General features: G+C 53.3%; 12 protein-coding genes and 1 pseudogene. 3 read left to right on the forward strand and 10 right to left on the reverse strand.

The window, feature by feature from the left end; genetic code table 11:
• Positions 1–41: 41 nt before the first annotated feature.
• Both SH528x_RS09410 and SH528x_RS09415 read right to left on the reverse strand, forming a co-directional pair.
• Positions 42–374: a thioredoxin domain-containing protein gene (locus SH528x_RS09410; RefSeq protein WP_442510271.1), complete on the reverse strand. Its 333-nt coding sequence runs from the start codon at positions 372–374 to the stop codon at positions 42–44.
• A 160-nt stretch (positions 375–534) separates the two neighbouring features.
• Positions 535–1515, reverse strand: a pseudogene (locus tag SH528x_RS09415) (ISAzo13 family transposase); the annotation flags it as partial.
• A gap of 610 nt (positions 1516–2125) precedes the next feature.
• Between SH528x_RS09415 and SH528x_RS09420 the strand changes: the two are divergent.
• Complete coding sequence (locus tag SH528x_RS09420; RefSeq protein WP_442510272.1) at positions 2126–3814, forward strand: ABC1 kinase family protein; 1689 nt, start codon at positions 2126–2128, stop codon at positions 3812–3814.
• Positions 3815–4057: 243 nt separating this feature from the next.
• Here the strand turns inward: SH528x_RS09420 and SH528x_RS09425 are convergent, their stop codons facing one another.
• The gene (locus SH528x_RS09425; RefSeq protein ID WP_442510273.1) at positions 4058–6172 is read right to left on the reverse strand and encodes a hypothetical protein; all 2115 of its coding nucleotides are present in this window, start codon (positions 6170–6172) and stop codon (positions 4058–4060) included.
• Between the two features lie 2395 nt (positions 6173–8567).
• Between SH528x_RS09425 and SH528x_RS09430 the strand changes: the two genes are divergently transcribed.
• Positions 8568–10328: a response regulator gene (locus SH528x_RS09430; protein WP_442510274.1), complete on the forward strand. Its 1761-nt coding sequence runs from the start codon at positions 8568–8570 to the stop codon at positions 10326–10328.
• Positions 10329–10344: 16 nt separating this feature from the next.
• On the opposite strand, the gene SH528x_RS09435 is transcribed toward SH528x_RS09430, so the two are convergent.
• From SH528x_RS09435 to SH528x_RS09460, 6 genes are all read right to left on the reverse strand, one after another.
• Complete coding sequence (locus SH528x_RS09435) at positions 10345–11322, reverse strand: alpha/beta hydrolase family protein (RefSeq protein WP_442510275.1); 978 nt, start codon at positions 11320–11322, stop codon at positions 10345–10347.
• A gap of 25 nt (positions 11323–11347) precedes the next feature.
• Positions 11348–13189: an alkaline phosphatase D family protein gene (locus SH528x_RS09440; protein WP_442510276.1), complete on the reverse strand. Its 1842-nt coding sequence runs from the start codon at positions 13187–13189 to the stop codon at positions 11348–11350.
• 125 nt (positions 13190–13314) lie between these two features.
• Positions 13315–14442 carry an acetate/propionate family kinase gene (locus SH528x_RS09445; protein WP_442510277.1) on the reverse strand — a complete coding sequence of 376 codons (1128 nt, stop codon included), beginning with the start codon at positions 14440–14442 and terminating at the stop codon, positions 13315–13317.
• Positions 14439–16529: a phosphate acetyltransferase gene (pta, locus tag SH528x_RS09450; RefSeq protein ID WP_442510278.1), complete on the reverse strand. Its 2091-nt coding sequence runs from the start codon at positions 16527–16529 to the stop codon at positions 14439–14441. The genes SH528x_RS09445 and pta overlap by 4 nt, the downstream gene beginning before the upstream one ends.
• 263 nt (positions 16530–16792) lie before the next feature.
• A complete protein-coding gene (locus SH528x_RS09455; RefSeq protein WP_442510279.1) occupies positions 16793–17974 on the reverse strand; it encodes an ABC transporter permease in 1182 nt (393 codons plus the stop codon).
• A complete protein-coding gene (locus tag SH528x_RS09460) occupies positions 17971–18882 on the reverse strand; it encodes an ABC transporter ATP-binding protein (protein WP_442510280.1) in 912 nt (303 codons plus the stop codon). Before SH528x_RS09460 ends, SH528x_RS09455 begins: the two co-directional genes overlap by 4 nt.
• Before the next feature lie 214 nt (positions 18883–19096).
• On the opposite strand from SH528x_RS09460, the gene SH528x_RS09465 reads away from it, so the two are divergent.
• Complete coding sequence (locus SH528x_RS09465) at positions 19097–22894, forward strand: glycoside hydrolase family 2 TIM barrel-domain containing protein (RefSeq protein ID WP_442510281.1); 3798 nt, start codon at positions 19097–19099, stop codon at positions 22892–22894.
• A 195-nt stretch (positions 22895–23089) separates the two neighbouring features.
• On the opposite strand, the gene SH528x_RS09470 is transcribed toward SH528x_RS09465, so the two are convergent.
• Positions 23090–23503 (reverse strand): hypothetical protein, encoded by a 414-nt coding sequence (locus tag SH528x_RS09470; protein WP_442510282.1) that lies wholly within the window; start codon positions 23501–23503, stop codon positions 23090–23092.
• Positions 23504–23539 lie beyond the last annotated feature (36 nt).

A 23539-nucleotide genomic window follows, 5' to 3' on the forward strand; every position in this document is an offset into this window, starting at 1 on the left:
TCCTGATTGGCGATTCAATTCGTTACCCGATTGGAACAGAATCATCGTCGGAATGCCCGAGATCCATACTGAGAAGAAATTTGAGGAGCGTCCTCGGTATTCAGCTTGGCCAGGATTATCTGAGGCGACACCTCTTCGGCCGCCGTCGCAAACGCAGGTGCCATCATCCGGCACGGGCCGCACCACGGCGCCCAAAAATCGACAAGCACCGGCAGCTCGGTGCGTGTGATGAATTTTGCGAACAAATCTGCAGACAAGTCCACTGGGTGATTTGGCAGTAGCGAGGTTTTGCATTTGCCACAAACCGGTTTGTCCGTGAACTTCGATTCGGGCACCCGGTTCACTGCCCCACATTCTGAACAGACGAGCTTCACGACTGGAGTTCCTTGTTGAGTTTTTCTTGCCAATGAAATTGCGATGGCAGTCGTACTGCCATCCTACCCGCAAGCGAGCAAACGAGGTGCCACCCAAAGGCAAATATTGTCGCAGGTGATCCGGCCAACGCAATGTCGTTGATCGCTCGGGACGTGAAATCTATTGTTGATGCATTTCTGGTGTAAGCCGGTAGTTATATTCCGGCAGATCCGTGAGGTATTCTACAGGAGGGTCCTTGGTGCGTTGGATCTGTTTCCGTGATGCTGGCGTAAATGACTTTTGGATGATGTGGCCGGTTGTCACGAGCCCTGTTGAGGTTGTGGCCCGGGATTCAATTGCCATGACCATCTCCCGAAGTGCTGTAAAGAGCTGACCGCTATAGGCCCGCTCGACCCACGGAAAAACGCGACGTTCGATAGGGTTGTATTTGGAACAAAAAACCGGGTAGTGCGCCACCTGAATTGGTAACCCGAACTCAGCTGACAAACGTCCCAAGTGCCACTTAAAAGTACTTGATTTATTGCTGTTGCTCCCACCACAGTCCAGCAGCACAAGGATTCGATCAGCCGTGGAGAACAGTTGGCGGCCGATGTGTTTCCAAAACCATCCCAGACTATGGCAAGAAAAGGCTCCAGTGTCATGGCTGGTGTTTAGATTCATGTGGGCAATATTCTGTTGTGGAGCGTAGATCCCGTGGGTGATCACCTCCGCTTGGGCGTAAGAAGGCAGCGCGTGATCGAGCACATCAATCGGACCATCGGCAAGAACTTCACCCGGTCGATGGACGTTACCCAGCAGTTCTTTCTGTTTGCTGTCGATACTCAGAACCGCGTCTTTTGTACGGCGAAACCGCTTTCGCATCTGATCAATAATGCCGAACTGCTCATCACGGTTACGGCTGGGAGCTTTGGTCACCGATTTGACTTGTTGTCGCTTTCGGAGGTTCCTCTCGCGACACAGACGAGCCACCACAGGACGAGAGATGGAAGTGCAAGCCTCGCACAATCGTTTCGTGATTTCGCTGATGGAAAGACAAGTCCAGTGAACGGTACAGTCCGTTGGGCTTCCTGCGGTTCGCTCATCGAGAATCTCATCTAACTCATCGAGAACCTCCGGATGAGCCTCTTCTTTTTTGGTCGTCCGGCCCCCTTCTTCCGGACTCTACCTTCTGCGGGGTCGTCTGCATTGCTAAGACGCTCAAGTTCAGCTCGCCCACGAGTGATAGTGGAATGCGAACAACCTAGAAGTTGACTGAGATACTCACACCCGCCATGTGGCAGGGTCAACGACAGGGAGGCAGCGTAACGCCGTTTGTTTTTCTCGGAAAGGGAGTTGAAAACCGCCTTGATTTGTTCCTCCTTTTCAGGAGCCAGTAATGAATCATTTTGAATCATGTCCATCCTCCGTGGATGTTGAAGTGAAATAGATTGAACACTCCAGACATGGGCCGCAATTTCCATTCCTGTCCCGCCGCGACTTTGCTAGCATAGACATCCGTCAGTAATACATTTCACGTCCCCCGCGATCATAACGCGTAGGCCGGATCGCAGCGAAGCGAAGATCCGACATAGCGGCTGTATCGAACTCACCAGCACTTTCGCATCATGCCGGATCTGCGCCGCTAACGCGATTTGATCCGGCCTACAATTACAATTGCCCGTCATCGTCGGCGTATTGCTTACCTTGCTATGATTGCGTCTATGCCGCAGCTTCCTCTGTTTTTTCTTTAAACGTTACCGAACACACAAACATGGATCTAATCGACGTCCCGCAACTCGTTCGTAACGCCGACCGATTTCGCGAAGTCGTAGCGGTGCTTGCCAAGCACGGGCTGGCCGACTGGTTATCGAACATCCCCATTCCCTGGCTCAACCGCATTCGAGGCCATTGCGAGGACGAGGAACTGACGACCGAGCAGCGGATTCGTGTCGCGATGACAGAGCTAGGAACCACGTTTATCAAGCTTGGTCAAGTCCTGAGCACGCGTCCTGACTTGGTGGGAAAACCGCTTGCCGACGAACTAGCTCAACTGCGTGCGAACACTCCCGCCGACGAAGCCAACGTGGTCGTGGCGATGATCGAATCCGAACTGGGAGCCACGATTGACACCCTATTTGCCGAGTTTGAACCGACGGCGATGGCATCGGCTTCGATTGGGCAAGTCCACCGTGCGACGCTGCACGAAGGGCAATCGGTCGTCGTCAAGGTGCAACATGCCGGTATCGAACAACGCATTGTCAACGACTTGGAAATCATGACAAAGCTGGCCGAGATCGCCGAACAGCAATCGACCCGGCTGCGTCAGTATCGGCCTGTGAATACGATGCGAGAGTTTCAAAGAACCTTGATGAAGGAGCTGAACTTTGATCGCGAGTTGCGAAACATGGAACGGTTCCATCGCAACTTTGCCAACGAGCCGGGGATTCGATTTGCCAAAGCCTACCCCAACCTGAGCTCTCGTCGGGTGCTGACGATGGAGCGTTTCGAGGGAATCAGTCTCTCGGAAAAATCGCAACTCGAAGCATCCGGGATCGATTTGGATGAGATTGCTCGTCGCGGTGCCAGTCTGTTTGTGGAGATGATTTTTCGCGACGGTTTTTATCATGCCGATCCACATCCAGGAAATTTGATGGTGTTGGCGAATCCGGTGCCCGGAGCTGCCGGAGACGACGGGCCCGTTGAATTAGGCATCCTCGACTGTGGCATGGTGGGACGCATCGACAATGCCTTGCGAGACCACCTTGAATTGGGTTTGATCGCCGCTGTGGGACAAGACGCGGCCAAGATTACCGAAGTGGTTGCGAGTGTCGGCGAAGTTCCCATCGGCTTTGATGAACCCGAGTTATTGTCGGCGATCCAAGAATTGATCGACGAATACGCGTATCAATCGCTCGGGGACTTCGACTTGAGCGGCTGTCTGCACGAAATCGTAGAGATCATTCGTGAACACCGAATCTATTTACCCGCCAAGGTGGCTATGCTGCTGAAGGTATTGGTGATGTTGGAGGGGACCGCCCATCAGCTGAGCCCTACCTTTTGTCTGGCTGAATTGATCGAGCCGTATGGCAAAAAAGCGATGCTGCGTCGTTTCTCGCCAAAAAAAGTCTACGCTCGGCTAAAATCGAATGTCGATGACTGGGAACATTTGATAAGTGTTTTGCCCAAAGATGCGGCAGACATTTTGCACAATTTCAAACGTGGCAAGTTTGACGTTCACTTGCAACATCGGCGGCTCGAACCGATCGTCAACCGATTGGTGCTGGGGATTTTGACGGCCGCATTGTTCATGGGTTCGGCCTCGTTATGCAGCAGTCTTGTGCCGCCGCTGTTACTGGGCATCTCCGTTCCCGGATTTATCGGATGCGCGGCCGCAGTGATCATGGGGTACGGGATCACTCGCTCGATCCGCCGTTCGCACCGCGTCGGCGAAGACGAATAAGTCATGTAGTCCTGTAGATCGAATCAAGTCTCGACGGCGACGCAGATCGGCCAGACAGCGAGAACAATTGCAAGTTAGCTGCAGCCATGACGCCGGAACTTCGCTTTGCTGCGGTCCGGCCTACACTGCGGTTTAGCCTACGATGGCCAACGAAAAAACCCCGAAGAACTAAGTTCTCCGGGGCTCCTTCTGCTCTCACGTCCTCAGACGTTAGAGGGTTTCGTTTGCAACAAAGCTAATTGCTTAGTTGCCACAGTTGACGCAACCAGCGCCCGTTGCCATTGGTGCAGGCGAGGCCACTGGACCTTGGCTGTAAACCGCTTGTGGAGCACTGCCACCGCAATCTACGCAACCAGCTCCGGTCGAGTAACCAGCTCCGGCTCCAGCACCGTATCCAGCGCCGTTACCGCCACCGTATACAGGAACTTGAATCGTCGTAGGAACTTGACGTTGGACACGAACCTGAACTTCACGCATCGATTGCACAGGAACGCAAACGGTGTAGTTTTCAGGCACTTCTTCTTGAACCGTGTCGTAAACGGTAACGTTGTACGAACGAGTACGAGTCTCAGGAACGTTGACGGTGTAGTTCACGTCGCGTGAACGCTCTTGGTTTTCGAACCGAGTGCGGTTTACAGTGCGAGTGCGAGTTTCCGTTGTCATCGTGGTCTGAGGAACGGTACGAGTTCGTGTTTCAAGACGAGTCTTGGTTACAGGCACCATGCGAGTGCGAGTTTCCGTCTTCGTGCGAGTCACAGGAACGCTGCGAGTGCGAGTCTCGGTGCGGTAGCTCGTGACGTTGTATTCACGAGTACGTTCTTCTTGACGGCACTTTTGAACCGTAACAGTACGGGTGCGTTGCTCGTTCACCATTTCGGTGTAAGGAACTTGGCGAGTACGAGTTTCCAAGCGAGTGCGAGTCACAGGAACTTCGCGGGTGCGAGTTTCTTGACGGCATTTTTGAACTTGGATCGAACGAGTGCGTTGCTCAGTCGTGTACTTGGTCACGTTGACCATACGAGTGCGAGTTTCGGCACGCATACGAGTTACTGGCACCATGCGAGTTTGAGTTTCGCAAGTGTAGCTTGTCGACGTGTAGGTGTAAGGAACCTGGGTCGTTTGACGTTGGTAGCTCGTGTAAGGAACTTGAGTCGTTACAGGATTTGGAACGTAAACGCGACGATAAGCGATTTGAGGACCGCAACCAGCACCGGCTGAAGCGCCGCCGCCACCGCAACCATTGTCGCAACCGCTTCCACAGGTGGAAACAGGCTTGCAGCAGCAGCATGAACCACAACCGTGATGGCCGTGACGATGACCGCCGAGTAGGCCGCCACCGATGATTCCGCCACCGTGCGAATGTCCGCCACCAACTTCAACTGCTTGGCATTGGTAGCTGCCCATGTCGCGGGTAACGCTTCGCATCGAAGTCACAGGAACGCAAGTGCTAACGGTGCGGTAAGCAGTGTGCGTTTGTTGTACTGGAACGCGAACTTGGTACGACTGAGCAACTTGCTCGGTGTAAGGAACGTTAACTGTGTAAGTCTGTGCAACTTGCTCAGTATGAGGAACCGAAACCGTATAAGGTTGTTCGATTGTCTCAGTGTAAGGAACGTTGACGGTGTAGTTCTGAGTTACCGTCTCGGTGTAAGGAACGCTTACTTGATAGGAAACGTCACGAACCTTTTGTACAGGAACGCATACCGTGTAAGCTTGCTCAACTTGCTCGGTGTAAGGAACGTTAACCATGTACGATTGCGTCTTGGTTTCTGTAACAGGAACCGAAACGTTATAAGTCTGATCAACATTCTCTGTGTAAGGAACGTTAACAGTGTAGGTCTGTGCTACTTCTTCGGTATAAGGAACCGATACTTGATAGCTTTGTTCGACCTGGGTCGTGACAGGCACCTGAACGGTGTAAGGCACTTCTTCGGTGTAAGGCACAGCGACTTGAACGTTGTACGATTCCGTACGAGTCTGAGTCTGCGGCACCATTACGGTGTACTCTTGTTGCTTGGTTTCAACGCGTGCAACTTGACGAGTAACGGATCGCATACGGGTTTGCGTTTGACGCTGGTACGTCGTTGTTGGAACCATGCGTGTTTCGGTCACGTACTGTGAACGCATTACGGTTTGCGTTTGGTACGAAACTGCGGGACCGCAGGCATCTGCACCGCCTGCGTAGCCGCCACCAGCATAAACGGCACCAGAGCCGCTACCCATGGCAACGCCACCACCTGAAACACATCCAGCGCCGCTTTCGCAGCCGCCACATGAACCACATCCTGCTTGAACATTCACTGCGAACACGAGTGTCGCAACGAGTCCAAATACATACTTAAGCATTTGAGCTTTCATCTTGGGGTACCCTCCAAATACGTCTCACAGCCTGTGAGGCAACAGAAGAAAAACGAGGAGCTTTAACGGCTGCGTAAAGTGGGCGAACCTACGCCCTGAGCCGTTGAATTTAAACTGTGCAACCCCACTGTCAACGATTACTTATTGAATAAAGGTCGCGAATTGTGAAATAGTATACTTATATACAAACATTGACATCAAATTGGGGTCACAATGCCGCACACTTTGCCGTCCAGGCGAAACAAAGTACGAGATATTGGCAACAATCAATTCAATGAGAATGCTATTTAAAAATGCTATTTGCAGGGCTGTTAGAAATGCCAGTGAAAGAAGCGCGACGATTCGTTGACCAAGTCGATCTAAAAGCGACCAAGCTGATAGATGATCACCCAAGTTTAAATCGACTTCTGGAATTCGCAAACACTTTTTTCACTTGAATTGACAAAGCGAGGAAGACGACCGGCACCGAGCGTGTCAGGAGATGCCAGATCAATTACTGACGCTTTTTCCCGGGTGGATTCAGACGCGCCGACAAAACGCTAGCTACCGTCCCTGTAAGATTAAAAGACGTCGAACCACTGCAGGGAACGCTCCACGTTCTGGCGAGCGCAGCCACGAGGACAAAACCGCTATAGCAATGACGACGTTTATTGGCCGCTTTTCAATAGCAAGATGCACGATGTCGATTTTTTTGCTTCACATCTAGCGTCGTCCAGCGTTCTTGCTCAATCACTTGACGGTAGCTTCATATCAAGCTGAGAGCGTCTTTGGGGACGTCGATACTCCTCAAATTTCTCCAAGTAGATTTCGACTAGAAATTCACCAAACATGCATTGTGAAATGCAATACTCCGTCGCCCAATCTGTGCACCTGATCGCTAGGTTTGAAAACGGCCATCGGGCCGCCATCGTGAACGCCCTTTCTGTGGATGCAGCAATTACGTTGGCGAGCTATCCCGAGCGAGATACAACTGCACGCACTCGTGACAGTGGAAGACAAGTTCGACAGGCTGTTACTTGCCGCTACCGGGGAACGAAATCGACGTCTTGGCGAGACCGGAATCCGGAATGATGGACATCTCGAGATCGAGAGGCAGCATAAAACGATCCCGCCACGAAACGGGATCTACCCTAGCTGGCAACGACCAGGCAACGGATCAAGCAGTTCGCGATCACACACACCCTGCAGCCCCACTCGCCAAGGCTCTTCAAGGTTTGACATCCGACGGGGACTCCGCCCTGTTCATTGCTGCCCTGCCCAATGCTTGCTTGCTGGCTACAGAATTCCGCGAACGATCTACAGACAACGCGTCCCTTCAGCTCGAAGACCGCATCGCTAAGCAGTTAGGCAGGAGTCTTTCAGTAGATTGGCCGTTTTGGCGCTAGCGGGCTGTTGATTTCGTGAGCCGCTCACGCGTGAGCGGCCGGGTCCCACGCATTACCCGGTGCCTCACGGCCAACGGCTCACCGCTGCGATTTGCATTTGGATTAAATTAACAACCCGCTAGCCACGGTTCCGGCGCTGAACCGGGGCTAGCGTCCAAACGGCTAACGGGATCTCACCCAATGATTCCTGCCTAACTGCTTAGCATGAACAACCGACGATTTCGAAAACAGGCAATCCGGCCAAGTGAAATCGGGGAGGGCGGCATGCCGAGCTGCACTGCAATTTTTTCGACAAATGGGGAGTCCCATTCCGCCGTTTCGTTCACGCCGCCTGGGATTCGTCCATCCCGATTGCGAAGCAATCTGAGGCGGGCCGTGTAGGCGCCGTCGCTGCAAATCGCTGGAAAATCACAAATTGCGATGCGGCCACGATTTCACAATGAAGCGATTTGGCGTCTTGTCCCGACACCGAAGGCGAAAAGGGTGCCGTAATGAGCACTTGCAATTTCATCTCTATGACAAAACCACATCGATTCTTTATGATGCACTCAAGATAGTGAACGCTTAGGCAGGCAATGAGAGTACGCTGCGAATTGTCCCCAAAAAACAGTTCCCCAGATCACAGATCTGACGTTGAGATTTATACGACGGCAACTGCGACTGCTAGTGGGGCAGTGCTTTGCGGAGGCAATTCGAACGTCAAACGCTAGAGAGACTTTGGTAATATTCCAACTGAAAATGACTTTCAGGTGTCAGGATGCATGGTAGTGGCTTTCCTCGTGGGGTGTTTTCGCGGATCATAGGGTTCCATCGATTCCCCTTTGCGAAGATCGAGCTGCCGAATCAACCGAGGCCTTACAGGAAGCGAAGGAAGCGGGCCTCGTGAATGTGGTTCGGAAATCAGTCGCAGACGATACGTGTTGACGAAACTACAATAAAGTGCATGTTCATCTGAGTGGGTGAGGGAAAGATCGATGAATCGATCGACACAAACAACACAGAATCTAACAATGCCTCGCAAACTGATTTGTATTGGCGACCCGGTAACGCTTCCGGCGGATATCGGCGACGAAGAAATCGTCGTTGTCGATACATCGGTTGCCGTCGTGGATCAATTGGATGATCCCTCTATCGAAGGTGTTTGGATCGCTCGCGATCAATTGCCAAAAATCAGCGAATTGCGTGGTATTTCGCAAAGCGGCATCATGTTGCGGGATATGCCCGAAGGTGTCGCACTGCTTGACGCGGACCTGCGAGTCTTGTGGGCCAATCGCCGCTTGGTTGAGTGGTCGGGGCGTACCGAATCGTCGATAGGCCTCAACTTCTACGAAATGCTGTCGAACCCTGAAATCATGGGCCCCGACTTTTGTCCGTTTCATACCGCATTGGCCACGGGTGACGAGAGCAACAGCACGCTGCACACCGAAGACAGCCGCTATTTCCAAGTTCACGCGGCACCGATGGTTCACCCGGTCCACAGCCGCCAACTTGTGGTCACGGTCAGCGACATCACCGCAGAGATCCTGCAGCAAAACAAATTGGCAGCAATTCACCAGGCGGGCCGCGAACTCGCCGATCTTCGTCCGACCGAAATCTTTATGATGGAAGTCGATGAGCGAATTGATCTTCTCAAAGAAAACATTCGCCACTACCTCAGCAACCTGCTGAACTTCAACATCATCGAGATCCGCTTGCTCGAACAAGCCACCGGAAACTTGATGCCCCTGCTGAGCGTCGGGATCGACCAAGACGCTGCCGATCGACAATTGATCGCTCACCCGCAAGGCAACGGGATCACCGGTTATGTCGCCGCCAGCGGTGTCAGCTACATTTGCCACGACGTGATCAACGACCCTTTGTTTATCCCAGGGGTGGCGGATTCTCGCAGTTCGCTGACGGTTCCTTTGATGCTGCATGATCAAGTGCTGGGCACGATCAACATCGAAAGTCCTGAAATCAATGCGTTCGGTGATAGTGATCTACAGTTTCTCGAGATCTTTGCTCGCGATATTGCCTTCGCACTGAACACGCTGGAATTGCTGGTAGCCCAAAAAGCCAATACCGCTCAGCAAAGCTGTGATGCGATCCACGGAGCAGTGGCCCTTCCGGTCGACGAAATCCTAAACGATGCCGTCAACGTGATGGAGCAATACATTGGTCACAGTTCCGAAGTGGTCGATCGGCTAAAGCGTATCTTGCGGAATGCTCGCGACATCAAGCAAACGATCCAACAGATCGGACAGCGGATGACGCCATTGGAAGCTGTTCCTGTGGGCGGCGAATCGGCTCACCACGTTTCACTTCGTGGCAAACGTATCCTGGTGGTCGACGCCGACGAACAAGTCCGTGAGGACGCGCATCAGTTACTCGAACGCTATGGATGCATCGTCGAAACCGCCCACAAAGGCGACGAAGCTGTTTTGATGGTTCGCGGCAGTGACGACTCGACCATCTACGACGTGATCATCAGCGACATCAAACTTCCCGATTACAGCGGGTACCAACTGATGCTGCGACTCGGCAAGATCATGGACTATGTGCCGATGGTGTTGATGACCGGGTTTGGCTACGACCCAGGCCACTCGATTGTCAAAGCTCGCCAAAACGGTCTGCACGCCAAGGGCGTTCTCTTCAAACCGTTCCGCTTGGACCAGCTAATCGATGTGGTCAAAACCATTCTCGATTTCAACGAAGAAGTGAGAACGAGCGGCATCGTGCCTCCGAAACCCGTTGATATGGACGAGCCAGAACAACCCTCCGCCGGATCATAACTAACTGCTTAGCGGCTCACTTCCACTGCCAATCATCGTTCGGCTTTAGAGTATCGTCGGATTTGGGCATTTCCGATTTCAGCCACTTCTTCGCCTCGATGTCTTCGAGCAAATAGGCCTTCCAAAACGCCAGACTGATTTTCTGGATCGCCAGATGATGACCGGGGTCACGATTGCGAGCGCGTAACCGTGGCGTGTCACCAAATGTAAAATGATGGCCGCCATCGAAAACCAGCTGGAACTTATCTCCGCTGGGAAGCGCCTTGAACACTTCTTGCCGTGATTCCGGCGTTGTTCGCGGATCGATCGGGCTATCGTCGTTGGTGCCGGTCATGCACAGCACGGGGTACCGAATTTTGCCAAAAGCGTTATCAGCCGAGATTCCCTTCGCCAACGAAGGGCTCATCGCAAAAAAAGCATCGACGCGTGGCTCGTGGTAATTGTTGCGAGTGACGAAGCGGCGACCGGCAACCCCCAGCGTCGTTACGGCGCCAAAGCTATGTCCGCTCATCCCAATCCGATTCAGATCCAGCTTGCCGAAAAATGGATGCTCGGGTTGCTCGTTCCATTGCTGCAATTGATCAATCACGAACGAAACATCGGTGTAGCGGTCGGTTGCGTTCTTCGCATTCGCCGAATCCTTCAACTTACTAAAACGCTGGCCCAGCGACCCAGACTTTAGGATTTCTCGATCGCTGCCTGCGTGCTGCATAAAGACGCCGACGAACCCACCCTTGGCCCAATGTTCGCCCAGATAACGGTTGTTCTCGCGTGAACCGCCAAGTCCGTGTGAAAACAACACCACCGGCTGCGGGGTGTCTCGTTCTGCAAGATAGATCCTCAGCGGAACCGTGCGATCACGCTTGTTGTCGATGGGATCGAGTTCCATTTGTATCACAGTCGCGTTTTCCTTGGCTTGGACCGTCGTTATGGGTGAGCTCGCGAGCAGCAAGCACGCCAACCATCCTGCAAACCAATTCAATTCGAGTCTCATGGCTGAAATCTCTTTGAGTTGAAAATTACCGATCAAGGGAGATGGCTTCGGCGTAATCAAGTTCACCGGTTCGGCCATCGTAATACTGAAAGATCACCTGCGGATGCGGGTAGGCGACCAAGCGTTTGCCGCCCAGCTTCTGGGGCATGTTAAAGACGTTATTAATTTGCACGACACAAAAATGCGGGTACAGCCGCTCGAGTCGTGGCAAGTCGTCAAGGATATACGAGCTCCAGCGAATGTCGCATTCGCGTGGCCCGAACTTGAATTTACCCGTGGCTGGACGATCACTTTCGTCGAGCTTTGGCACATGATTGACGCTGTTGTGCGGTCCACAACAAAACTCCCAGACGTTTTCCGTGACCTTAATCGCAAAGCTGTTGTGCAGGTCACCGGTCATCACGAATACTTTCTTGCCCATCTTTTCCCAGGCATCGATCAACAATTCACGTTCGTGAAAAAAACCGGTCCACGCCTCTTCTTTGTTTCCCGAAACCTCGTAACCGCCCGCCCCACTGTGCGGGATCATGAAAGGAACCGTTGAAATCACAAAGAAGAAGTCAGCATCGCTCTCTTGCATGCTTTTCAGCAGCCATTCACGCTGCGGCAGACCCAGGATCGATACATCAGGTTTATCACGCTGAGTGATATCGTGCATGCCGCGATCGCCGCGGGTATCCAATAGAAAGAATTCACAATTCGCGACGCGGAACTTTCCGTAGCTTCGTCGGCCGATTGAGTAACTGACGTCGCCATCGACTTTCGCAGGCATGTGCAGCCGCACTGTATGAGCATCGACGACTTCGCAAATCGAATAGACATACGAGTTCTTGTGCCCATCGTCGTTGTCATACTGCATGTCATCCGTGCCAGCTTCCTTGGTGCCCCAATGCACATGCAAACTTAGCATCTCATCGAGCGGCAACTTTGTGAAATCAGTGTTTGCATCGACCAACAAGTCGCTACCGGCTTTCATCTCGGCTTTTCCAAAATGAATGGGTTGCGAGTGCTCGACCGGATTTGCCCACCCGAGGTAGTTGTACCAGGCCTGTGTTCCGATATCGCGAAACACCGCACGGCGATGCCGTTTGCCCGCTTCGGCGGCCCCCCAAATGTCATTGATCAGTTCATGGTCATCGAATGTGAACAGGCTTGGCATGTTGCGGTGCCAGGCCGCCATTTCAACACCACGCTCCAAATACAGTTTGTAGTTTTCCCAGACGCCAACGACCGTCGGCATCACGTCGACCACGTTCGGGACCTCTTCGACGCCTTGCGTTAAACGCCAAGCTTCCACGGGATACTCACGCTCTTCCTCATAGAGCCAATCACCATTCATTACGTGAAAGTGGACTTTATCTGCCCAATCGCGGTTCAGCGTTTCGTATGTCGGAGTGCGGTGTCCAATCCCATTTAGAGGATTCTGATTCGCACACGATCCAATTTGGAAGCGAAAATTGAACAAGCCCTGCGGGTTGTGCTCTTGATTTCGTGACTCACCCGCACTTGGCAGCGTACGAAAAGAACCGGGCAGTCCATGCGGCCGTTCGTTCACAATGATTTGATAGTAGTAACGAGTGTCCGCTTCCAAATTGACCAACGTCACGAAGCCGGTGTTGTCATTTTCAATGCGAGTTTGGGCGGCGTCACTGACTTGATCCAAGGCATCTTCCGCAGTGCCGTATTGAACCAGAAACGAACCGGGGTCCGAAGTCCGGCCCCAAACCTTGACGCTATGGGCCGTCGAAAGACCAAGCATTGGGCCATGCGTCAGACGAATCGGATCCCGTTCGGCCATTGCCGTTGAAGCGTCGAATCCAACGAAAATCAGGGCGAACAATAGCAGAGCAGAGAGGGTGCGCAACATGGTGTCCGGTCGTGCGGGATGAGGAAGAGATCGAGAACGGTCCCCATCATCATACTCGCTCGGACATCGCTCGTGAGTCCGATCACTCCGGCCCGTTTCACAGCCGGATTGACGCATCATTCGCGTTACGAAAACAGGTGTTCGTAGACCTGCTTGGCGATCGCTTGTTCTTCATCCGTCGCCACCACCAACGTGCGAACCGTGGCACTCGCATCAGACAAATCCACAATCGATCGCCCTGCCAAGGAGGTTTCATTCACCTCGGGATCAATCGCGATCCCTAGATGAGCCAGCGGTGTGGTAACCAACTTGCGAATTTCGGCCGCATTCTCACCGACGCCTGCGGTGAAGACCAAGGCATCGAGTCCGCCCAGAATCGCAAAATAACCCCCGATGTATTTTAAAATCCGGTGGATATAGATTTCAATCGCCAGCGACGCAGTGGCATCGCCCTGACTTCGCCGGGTCAGGACCGTTCGCATGTCGACATCGCCACAAAGCCCCAGCAATCCACTTTGTTTGTTGAGCAGGGCATCCATTTCGTCAACCGACTTTCCCGTTTGCCGCATCAGATAGAGCGGCACTGAGGCGTCGATGTCACCGGTTCTCGATGCCATGACCAACCCTTCTAGCGGAGTCATCCCCATCGATGTATCGATCGCAACGCCGTCGATCGAAGCGGTCACACTGGCCCCACCGCCGAGATGCAGCGAAATAATACGACTGGCCTGCGGCGTTGCCTCAAGGTATTTGATTGCCTGTTGGGTAACGTAACGATGCGATGTACCGTGAGCCCCGTAGCGGCGCACACCGTGCTCGGTGTACGCCCAGGTGGCGATAGCGTAGCGGTATGCTTTGGGCGGCAGGCTGGCAAAGTACGCTGTATCGAAAACCAAGACTTGCGGGATCGGAAGTTTTAAAGCTGTCATGGCCTCGATGACCGCCCGTGCCGACGGATTGTGTAGCGGCGCAAGGGTGTCGAGCGTAGCAAGTTCCACCAGCACATTCTCATCTACGAGCGTGGGGACTGCAAAGCGATCGCCCCCTTGCACCACTCGGTGTCCAATCGCAGCCAGATCGAGGTCCTTGTGCCGATCCAACGCGATTCGAGCCGCCGTAAGATGATCAGCTGCGTCGCCGCCGACTTGACCAATGCGATCGACAAGCCCTTCGGTCAATCGTGTTCCGGACACGGAGTCGATACAGGCATATTTCAGTGTGGTGCTGCCAACATTGAAGACAAGGATGTTCATGAGTCTTGAGCCTGGATCGCAGTGATGGCAACGGTGTTCACGATATCCGCGACCGTACATCCTCGTGACAAATCGTTCACCGGTTTTCGCAAACCTTGCAGCACGGGACCAATCGCAACCGCGCCGGCGGATCGCTGCACTGCCTTGTAGGTATTGTTGCCGGTATTGAGGTCAGGAAAGATGAACACGGTTGCACGTCCGGCCACCGTGCTGCTGGGCATTTTCGTGGCCGCCACAGCGGGATCGATCGCTGCGTCGTATTGCAGCGGGCCTTCGACGAGCAGTTCGGGGCGTTTGCGTTTCAGTATCGCGGTGGCTTCGCGTACTCGCTCGACATCCGCACCGTGTCCACTTTCGCCGGTCGAATACGAAAGCATCGCGACACGCGGCTCGATGCCAAATTGCCTCGCAGTATCCGAACTGCTGGATGCGATTTCAGCAAGCTGATCAGCAGTCGGGTTGGCGATCACCGCACAGTCGCCATAGACCAAAACATCGTGTTTCAGACACATCAAAAAGACGCTACTGACACAGCCGACGCCTTCACGCGTCTTGATGAATTCAAAAGCGGGGCGAATCGTGTTTGCAGTGGTGTGGATCGATCCTGAGACCATCCCGCCAGCGAGCCCCTTTTCGACCATCATCGTGCCGAAATAACTGACTTCGAGCATGCGGTCACTCGCGACGTCCATCGTCACCCCTTTGTGTTTTCGCATCTCGTAATATTCTTTAATAAAGGATTCGCGAAGCGGTGAGTTTTTGGGATCAATGATCTCCACGCCCGATTCGGGAATCGCAACGCCCACGTGACTTGCCGCAGCACGGATCGCGACAGGATCACCCAGCAGAACAATATCGGCAACATCACGGCGGCGAAGCACATCGACCGCTTGCAAAATGCGAGACTCACTGCCCTCCGGCAACACGATGCGAGCTCGTTTCTCTCGGGCACGTTGAATCAACGAGTATTCAAACAGCATCGGAGTGACGCGGTGGGTGTCCGGAGCCTGCAAACGTGTGGCGAGATCTTCCGCGTCGATGTACTGCTCGAACAAGCCAAGCGCGGAATCAATTTTCCGAGGCGAATGTTCGCCGATTTCAGCGCGGATTTTTGACGCTTCGGTTGCCGCCGTAAACGTATCGACCGACGTCAATAAAACAGGGATGCCGGACGTGTTGCAAATCAATTGCTGGACCGCCAGCGGCGGCAGTATCCCGCCGGTCAACAAGATTCCCGCAGGCGATGGTCCGTTTGCATCCAGAGACGCCAAGGCACAGCCCGCTAAAATATCGCTGCGATCCCCCGGCGTGATCACCAGACTCGAAGGGTGCAAACGCTCGAGAAAGTCCGGCAGCAACATTGCAGCGACTTTTAATCGAGTCACCTCGCGATCGAATGTTGTTTCATCACCGCTAAACTTCGTCGCATCGAGTCCCACTTGAATCTCGCGAAGTGTCGGTTGACGCAGCAGCGGTTCTTCCGGAAGCATGTAAAGAGGTGCAGCGGATCCCAACGACGCAGCGGTGTAGGCTTCGTGCAATTCCGATTCCTTCGCAGCATCGATTTGGTTTAGCACCGTAGCAATCACCTGGCCGCCACGGTCCGAAATACTGTCGTTACCGATATGGATCGACTGCACACTCTCTTCGACACTTTTCCCGCGTGCCGAATAGACCGGCATGATCGCGCAGCCAAGATTGACGGCGATATCCGAGTTCAACTCGAATTCAATTTCTTGCGCCAATCCTTGAAAACTCGTCCCTTCGACGACGACAAAGTCGCAGGTCTCCTGCAAGCGTTTGAAATTTTGTTGTATTCGCTGGATCAACGCGTCGTAACGATCTTCCGCCAACATCCGGCGTGCTTCGCTTCGCGTCACCCCCGCCATCTCATCCGGGTTCGTCGTGATCTGGTAACGCGATCGCATCAACCGAATACTTTGGTCTTCGTGCGGAGTGGTGCGAACGACGGGACGAAAGAATTGCACGCGGTCGAAGCGACGCATCGCTAATTCCATTACCCCAAGGGCGACCATTCGCTTTCCGGTCGCGTTTTCATTCGTCGCGATATAAAGACTGTCGGGCATGACAAATTGCTGCGAGAGGTGAAGAAAGAGGGAAGCTGGGCCGCTTCCGCGAAAGGGGAGCTGGCGAATTTAACCTCATATCAAATTGCCAGGTTCCATTGAATGCGAAAACCGCGACGAACTAAAGGTGGGGACAAAAGCGGAAGTCAGAATACTGCTCCAAAACCGCACACTTCGCTTGAGCCTCTGTCGCAATTTCCCTTGATTTGCCCCTTGCTTTGCATATTTGCAAGATCAAATCCGTTCCAATCCGGCGATCGACCTTAGCGTGAATCCCAGCGATCCGCATACAATCTTGCCACGCAGGCCAGAATCACTGACATGCCTAGCAAAATGGTGATTTCAAGCCGAAGTGCCGCGACGGGTAAGTCGTACCAGAACACTTTCTGAAAACCATCAAGCGCCCAGGCATTAAACGTCAGTTGGCCCCACCGCTGCATTTCTTGGCTCATGACGTAACGCGGCACCATGCTGCCGCCCAGCGCCGACATCGTCAGGATTAGTACGGTCGACACCGCAGTCAATTGTGTGCGAGAACGACAAAACACAGCGAGACAAATTCCCAAACTCGCTGTAGCCGACGCTGTGCAGACGGTCATCACCGCAAATCCGCTGAGATGGCCAAATAGATCGACCGAGAAAACTTGTTGGGCCCACAGGAACATCACGGTCAATTGCACACAACCAAGGCAAGTGATGTAGAGCCACTTGCCAGCCAACAATTCGGTGACACTCAACTGGCTCGATAACAAACGGTCGAGCGTCCCGGCTTCGTGTTCTTCGAGCAGGCTACCGCCCGCGCCAGTCGCCGAAAACAGCAGGAACATCACCGCAATTCCGGCCGCATACATTGCGATCTTCGGATTGTGTTTGTCGGCGCCAAATAGATCCGTCGTTTGCACGTCGATAAGTGAGGTGCCATCGGCGTTTGAGGAGGGGATGGCCCCGACCGAATTGGCTCCATCCGAGCGGGATCGCAGCGGTTCGATACTCGCAGCAGCAATCACTTGCGACAGCATCAACAGCATGATCTGATCACCGATTGGATTGCTGCCTTCGCTCAAAAGTTGGACAGTTGACTTGGACCGCGATTTCAAATTGGCTTCGATGCCGGCTGGCAGATATACCACGATGGCAACGCCGTGGTCTCGCATGACGACACGCGTCAGTCGCTCAAGCGTCCATTGCTCGGTTGTGTTCAGAAGTCCCAGTTCGACGTGAATCGCCGATTGCTGCTTCAACATCTTGACGATCCGCCGGCTCGTCGCAGTCATGTCGTCGTCGATGATCGCCACGTTGATCGCAGACTCGCCACTGCTGACCCCACGGCTAAAAATCATCGCAAAAATACTGAAGAACAGGATGGGCAAAACCAGCACCATCACGAGCTCTTGCTTGTTGTTCCATAAACGTTGCAGCGAGATTTGGAAAATCGTTCGAATCATTCTCGCAACTCCTTGCCGGTCAAATGCAAGAAGACATCCTCAAGCGTGGGTTGCTGCAAATGAACTTGTTCAATTCGATGCCCATCACGATCAAGGTTGCTCAACATCTCTGCTAGCTGGGTTGCAGCATCCGAAATCATGCACCTGCCATTTAACCCCGATTCATCCATCAATAGTCCATAGCGTGTGGCATCGACAACGCTTTGAAATCGAATCCGCAATTGTTGGCAATGGCCGACGGTGCTGGCGATCAATTCGTCGAGCGTTCCTTGACGAATCACAGTCCCCTGATCCACGATGGCGATCCGGTCACAACGATATTGTGCCTCGTCCAATTGATGAGTGGTTAACAGGATGGCAGTGCCACGATCACGCAGATCATCGATCATTTCATAGATGCGGCCTCGACTCTGAGGATCGACACCCACCGTAGGCTCGTCGAGCAGTAAGACCGCAGGATGATGCAACACACTGCATGCGATATTGAGTCGCCGCTGCATCCCGCCTGAAAACGTTTTCACCAGGTGGTGACGACGATCGGTGAGGTTTGCCCACTTCAGCGCGTGGTCGACTCGTTCGCCGAGCTGGTGGCGATCAACCGCATGCAGTTTTCCAAATGCTCGCAGGTTCTGCTGAGCGGTCATATCCTCATAAACTGCGATACTCTGCGGAACCACTCCGAGCGAATGTTTGCGGTCGGTTCCGACCGCAAATCTAAACGCTCCTCGATCCAACCGACTGCGTCCGGCTAAACAGCGAATCAAACTGGTTTTGCCAGCACCGTTGGGGCCGAGCAACCCCAGAAGTTCGCCTGGGTACAAATCAAGCGAGAGTCCTCGGAGCGCACGCGTTTTGCCATGCGACTTTTCCGCGTTGTAGATCGAAAGAATTGGCGTCAGAGAAGACATTCAAGATTAATTTGAAGATGGAAACACACCGGGTTTTGTCGAGCCGTGGCGAGTCGAACCAGCCACCTTGTGGGTTCGCCATGAATCGACCTCCGATTGTAGCGTTTCAGTGTCTCGTGGATGTGCGAGCGAACGGCGATTCCATTAGACTAATGAAACGACTCACTCCCAACGCGAAATCGATGCCCCCCAACTGCCCCGTCCCATTTGCAACATGAATAGCGAGACCGAGATGCATCAAGCCAAGTGTGCCAACGGATTCGAACAACCGCGATCGACCATGCCCATTCGCTGGGCCATTGGGGCCGCAATGGTGGCTTGCACGTGTTTGTGGGGGGGCGATGTATTCGCAGAACCCAACGACTGGGAAAACGAACAAGTTGTCTCACGCAACAAAGAACCGGCGCGTGCAACATCGCTGCCCTTCCTGGACCGCGAAGGTGCGATGCAGGCAACGCCCGAAGCGACGCCTTATTTTCAAAGTCTTAATGGAATCTGGAAATTTAACTGGGTGAAGCAGCCGAGTGAGCGGCCGGTCAATTTTTACCGACCTGATTTTGACGTGCGCGGGTGGGATGATCTCGCAGTACCCAGCAATTGGCAAATGCACGGTTACGGCGTTCCGATCTATACCAACATGCCCTATCCGTTCAAAAAAGACCCGCCTCGTGTGATGGGCGAACCTCCGAAACACTTCACCAATTTTGATCATCGCAATCCGGTGGGTTCGTACCGCCGGCAATTCACGATTCCCGATGACTGGTCGGGGCGACAAACGTTTTTGCAATTCAACGGTGTCGACTCGGCTTTTTACCTTTGGGTCAATGGCGAAAAAGTAGGGTATAGCCAAGACAGTCGTACAGCGGCACTGTTCAACATCACGTCCTATTTGAAACCTGGTGACAACACTCTGGCGGTCGAGGTCTATCGCTACAGCGACGGCAGCTATCTCGAGGACCAAGACTTTTGGCGGCTCAGCGGGATCTTTCGCGACGTCTTTCTCTGGTCAGCGGCCCCGCTCCAAGTCCGTGACTTTTTTGTGCATACCGACTTGGACTCGGATTACAAAGACGCGAAGTTGTCTGTCGATGTCGAAGTTGCCAATGCAAACGACATGGAACAGAGTTTCACGATCGAAGCCGAATTGATCGACGATCGCGACAAAACGGTCTTTCGTGACGTGATTGCGACTGGCAAGGTCCCTGCAAAAAGTTCCACGAGCCGAACGTTAACCAAAGACGTGGTCGCACCCAAGCTTTGGTCTGCAGAGAAGCCGAACCTTTATCGACTGTTTTTAACCTTGCAGGATGACCAAGGCAAAGTGATCGAAGTGAGCACTGCACGCGTTGGATTCCGCAAAGTCGAAATCAAGCAAGGCCACCTGCATATCAACGGTAAATACGTCTATTTAAAAGGAGTTAATCGGCACGAACATGATCCCGATACTGGGCATACCGTTTCGATCGCGTCGATGATCGAAGACATCAAGTTGATGAAGCAATTTAACATCAACGCCGTCCGCACCAGCCACTATCCGAACGATCCTCAGTGGTACGATCTTTGTGACCAATACGGATTGTACATGGTCGACGAAGCAAATATTGAATCGCACGGCATGGGCTATGGCGGTGAATCGCTGGCGAAAGATCCGGCCTGGGGCAAAGCCCACATGGATCGCACCGTTCGCATGGTGGAACGAGACAAAAACCATCCGTCGGTGATTATTTGGTCGCTTGGCAACGAGGCCGGAAATGGAGTGAATTTCATGGCCGACTACGACTGGATCAAGCAACGCGATCCGTCACGTCCCGTCCAGTACGAACGGGCGGGCTACGGTGATCGGAACACAGACATTCGCTGCCCGATGTATGCCGGCATTGGCGAGATCGTGAAGTACGCATCGCAGAACCCTGACCGCCCACTGATCTTGTGTGAGTACGCACACGCGATGGGCAACAGCGTTGGCAACTTCCAAGATTATTGGGACGCGATCGAGTCCCACGATCATTTGCAAGGCGGCTTCATTTGGGACTGGGTTGACCAAGGACTTCGCAAACCGATCCCTACCATTCAAATCGTGACCGACCAACAGGACTCCAACAAAACCGCCAAAGTTCTCGGCGAGTCCGATCCGGAAAAAGGAGTAACCGGCGCGGTCGTGGTCGCTCAATCGGACTCGCTACAGCTAACAAAAACGCTGACGCTAGAAGCTGTGATCTTTGGCAATCATGCTTCGGTTTTTTGTCCGCTGATTTCAAAGGGTGACCATCAATACTTGCTACGACTCGACGGCGGCGGAATCAATTTCACACTGTACGCCAATGCATGGAAAGGGCTGAGTGTTCCTTACGCCGACGCAAATTTAGGCAAAGGTTTTAACCGCATCACAGCAACCTATGACGGCAAACAACAACAACTTTACGTCAACGGAAACCTTGTCGGTGAAAAGGAACTGCAAGGCGAATTGAGTCCCAGTGCTTTTGAAGTCAATATTGGCCGCAACTCGGAAGTCACCGATCGGGTAACTTCGTTGCCGATCCGCGAAGCGAGAATTTATGACCGGGCATTGTCGGACGAAGAGGTCAAGGGCGTCGAACAGCGGAGTACGAATGGACTGGTACTGGACCTCGATCTGCGGAAGTCGAGCACACTGCAGCGACCTGCCGATAGCCCCGACACGTTCTTTGCCTATGGAGGCGATTTTGGTGACCAACCAAACGATGGCAATTTCTGCATGAACGGATTGGTCCAGCCCGATCGACGATTGAATCCTCACATCTGGGAAGTCAAAAAGGTTCATCAAAACATCAAGGTGACGGCCGCGGATTTGGCGAACGGAAAGTTCAAAGTAGAAAACAAGTTCCTGTTCACCAATCTGGACGAATTCATTGCCAATTGGGTAATTCGCCGCGATGGAGAACCGGTTCGTTCAGGCACACTCGATCGACTGAACGTCCAACCGCTATCAAGCCAAGAAATCACCGTTCCGCTTGACGACTTGAAGGACGAACCAGGCGAGTATTTATTAACGGTTTCGTTTGAGTTGCCCGCAGACCTGCCTTGGGCCGATGCCGGGCACCGTGTCGCGTGGGACCAATTCGTGCTCGAAGGATCCACTGCGGATCCGACCACCGATGCTGTGGGAAACGCCGCAATTACGGTTGCCAAAACCGATGACCACGTTCAAGTGACTGCGAACAAAACCGTCGCCACGTTTGACGCAAGCAGCGGAGAACTGAGTTTGCTTGAAGTGGATGGACACACACTGATCTCGGGACCGCTTGTCCCTCAGTTTTGGAAAGCGCCGAACGACAACCAATACCGCAACAAATACATGAGTCGGTTGGGCGTGTGGCGAAATGCGGCCGAGAAACGAACACTCACAAAAATGACTGTCAATGAAACCGAGGACCACGTCGACATCGTCACACATGCAGAACTTCCGGTGGGCAATGCCCGATTGACGCTCAAGTACTCGGTCGATTCCCAAGGAAATATCCACGTAGTTTCGGATTACCGCCCCGGCACAGGCAAACGCCCACTGCTCCCTCGTTTTGGAATGCAAGTAAAGCTGCCCGAATCGATGGATCAAGTTCGGTGGTATGGACGCGGCCCGCAAGAAACATACTGGGATCGAAAAACGGGGGGCGAGATCGCGGTCTACGACTCGAGTGTCGACAAGATGGTGCACCCGTACTGCCGAACGCAGGATGTGGGCAACCGAACCGATGTACGCTGGATCTCAGTTGTTGACCAATCGGGACGCGGACTGAAGTTCACAGGCAGTGAACCGCTGAGCGTCAGTGCGTGGCCGTTCACGATCGAGGACGTGGAATCCGCGTCGCATCCTTATGAATTGCCGCGACGCGATTTCAACCTGATTAGCATCGACGCAAAATTGCAAGGCGTGGGTGGCGACAATTCATGGGGAGCCCGAACACATGCGGAGTACACGATCCCTGGTGACAAGCCGCTGCACTACGAGTTCACAATTTCACCAATCACGCCATAAGCATTTGCGATGGCCGGGCTAACGTAGACACGAGGTGCATCGTAGGCCGGATCAAAACGCGATAGCGACGCACATCCGGCGACCGAACGCGATGTCACGTGCAAGCTCAGCGTCACCAACCCTCCTCGGCAGGAAGACAAATGCATGGTGCGGGAATTCCGCTACGGTCCGGCCTGCAGGGTGACGAACCGGCTACTAACAAGCTTCCTCAAGTGCGTGTTTTAGCATCGCGACTTTGGCGATGGCTTGGTGATGATGCTTTTTCATTCGCTCGTGAGCGTTCTGCTGACACAGGTGCAACTCGGTCTGCTTCGCGTGCTGGTCATTCATCCTGTCATCGAGCGCCGCGTCAGAACCGTTTTGCAAGCTGGCGGCCAGATTCTTTTCATGAGCCTTGAGCGATGTTTCCAGTGAGGCTACAGCATTGGCATGCTCGTCAAGTGCCTTGCCATGCTCGTTGATCCGTTTCACTGCCTCCTGCAATTGCACAATCGCTGCACAATGCTCCATTCGCCAATTCTGGATGTCTTCGCTCCAGCACTCGACGTCACTTTTCCAGTGACGATGATCGGCGTGAGATTGGGCAGCGGAGTTAACACTGATGGTCATCGAATTGGTTTCCTGTGTGACGATTGATCTTGAACA

Source organism: Novipirellula methanifontis (assembly GCF_052161655.1).
Classification (GTDB): Bacteria; Planctomycetota; Planctomycetia; order Pirellulales; family Pirellulaceae; genus Novipirellula.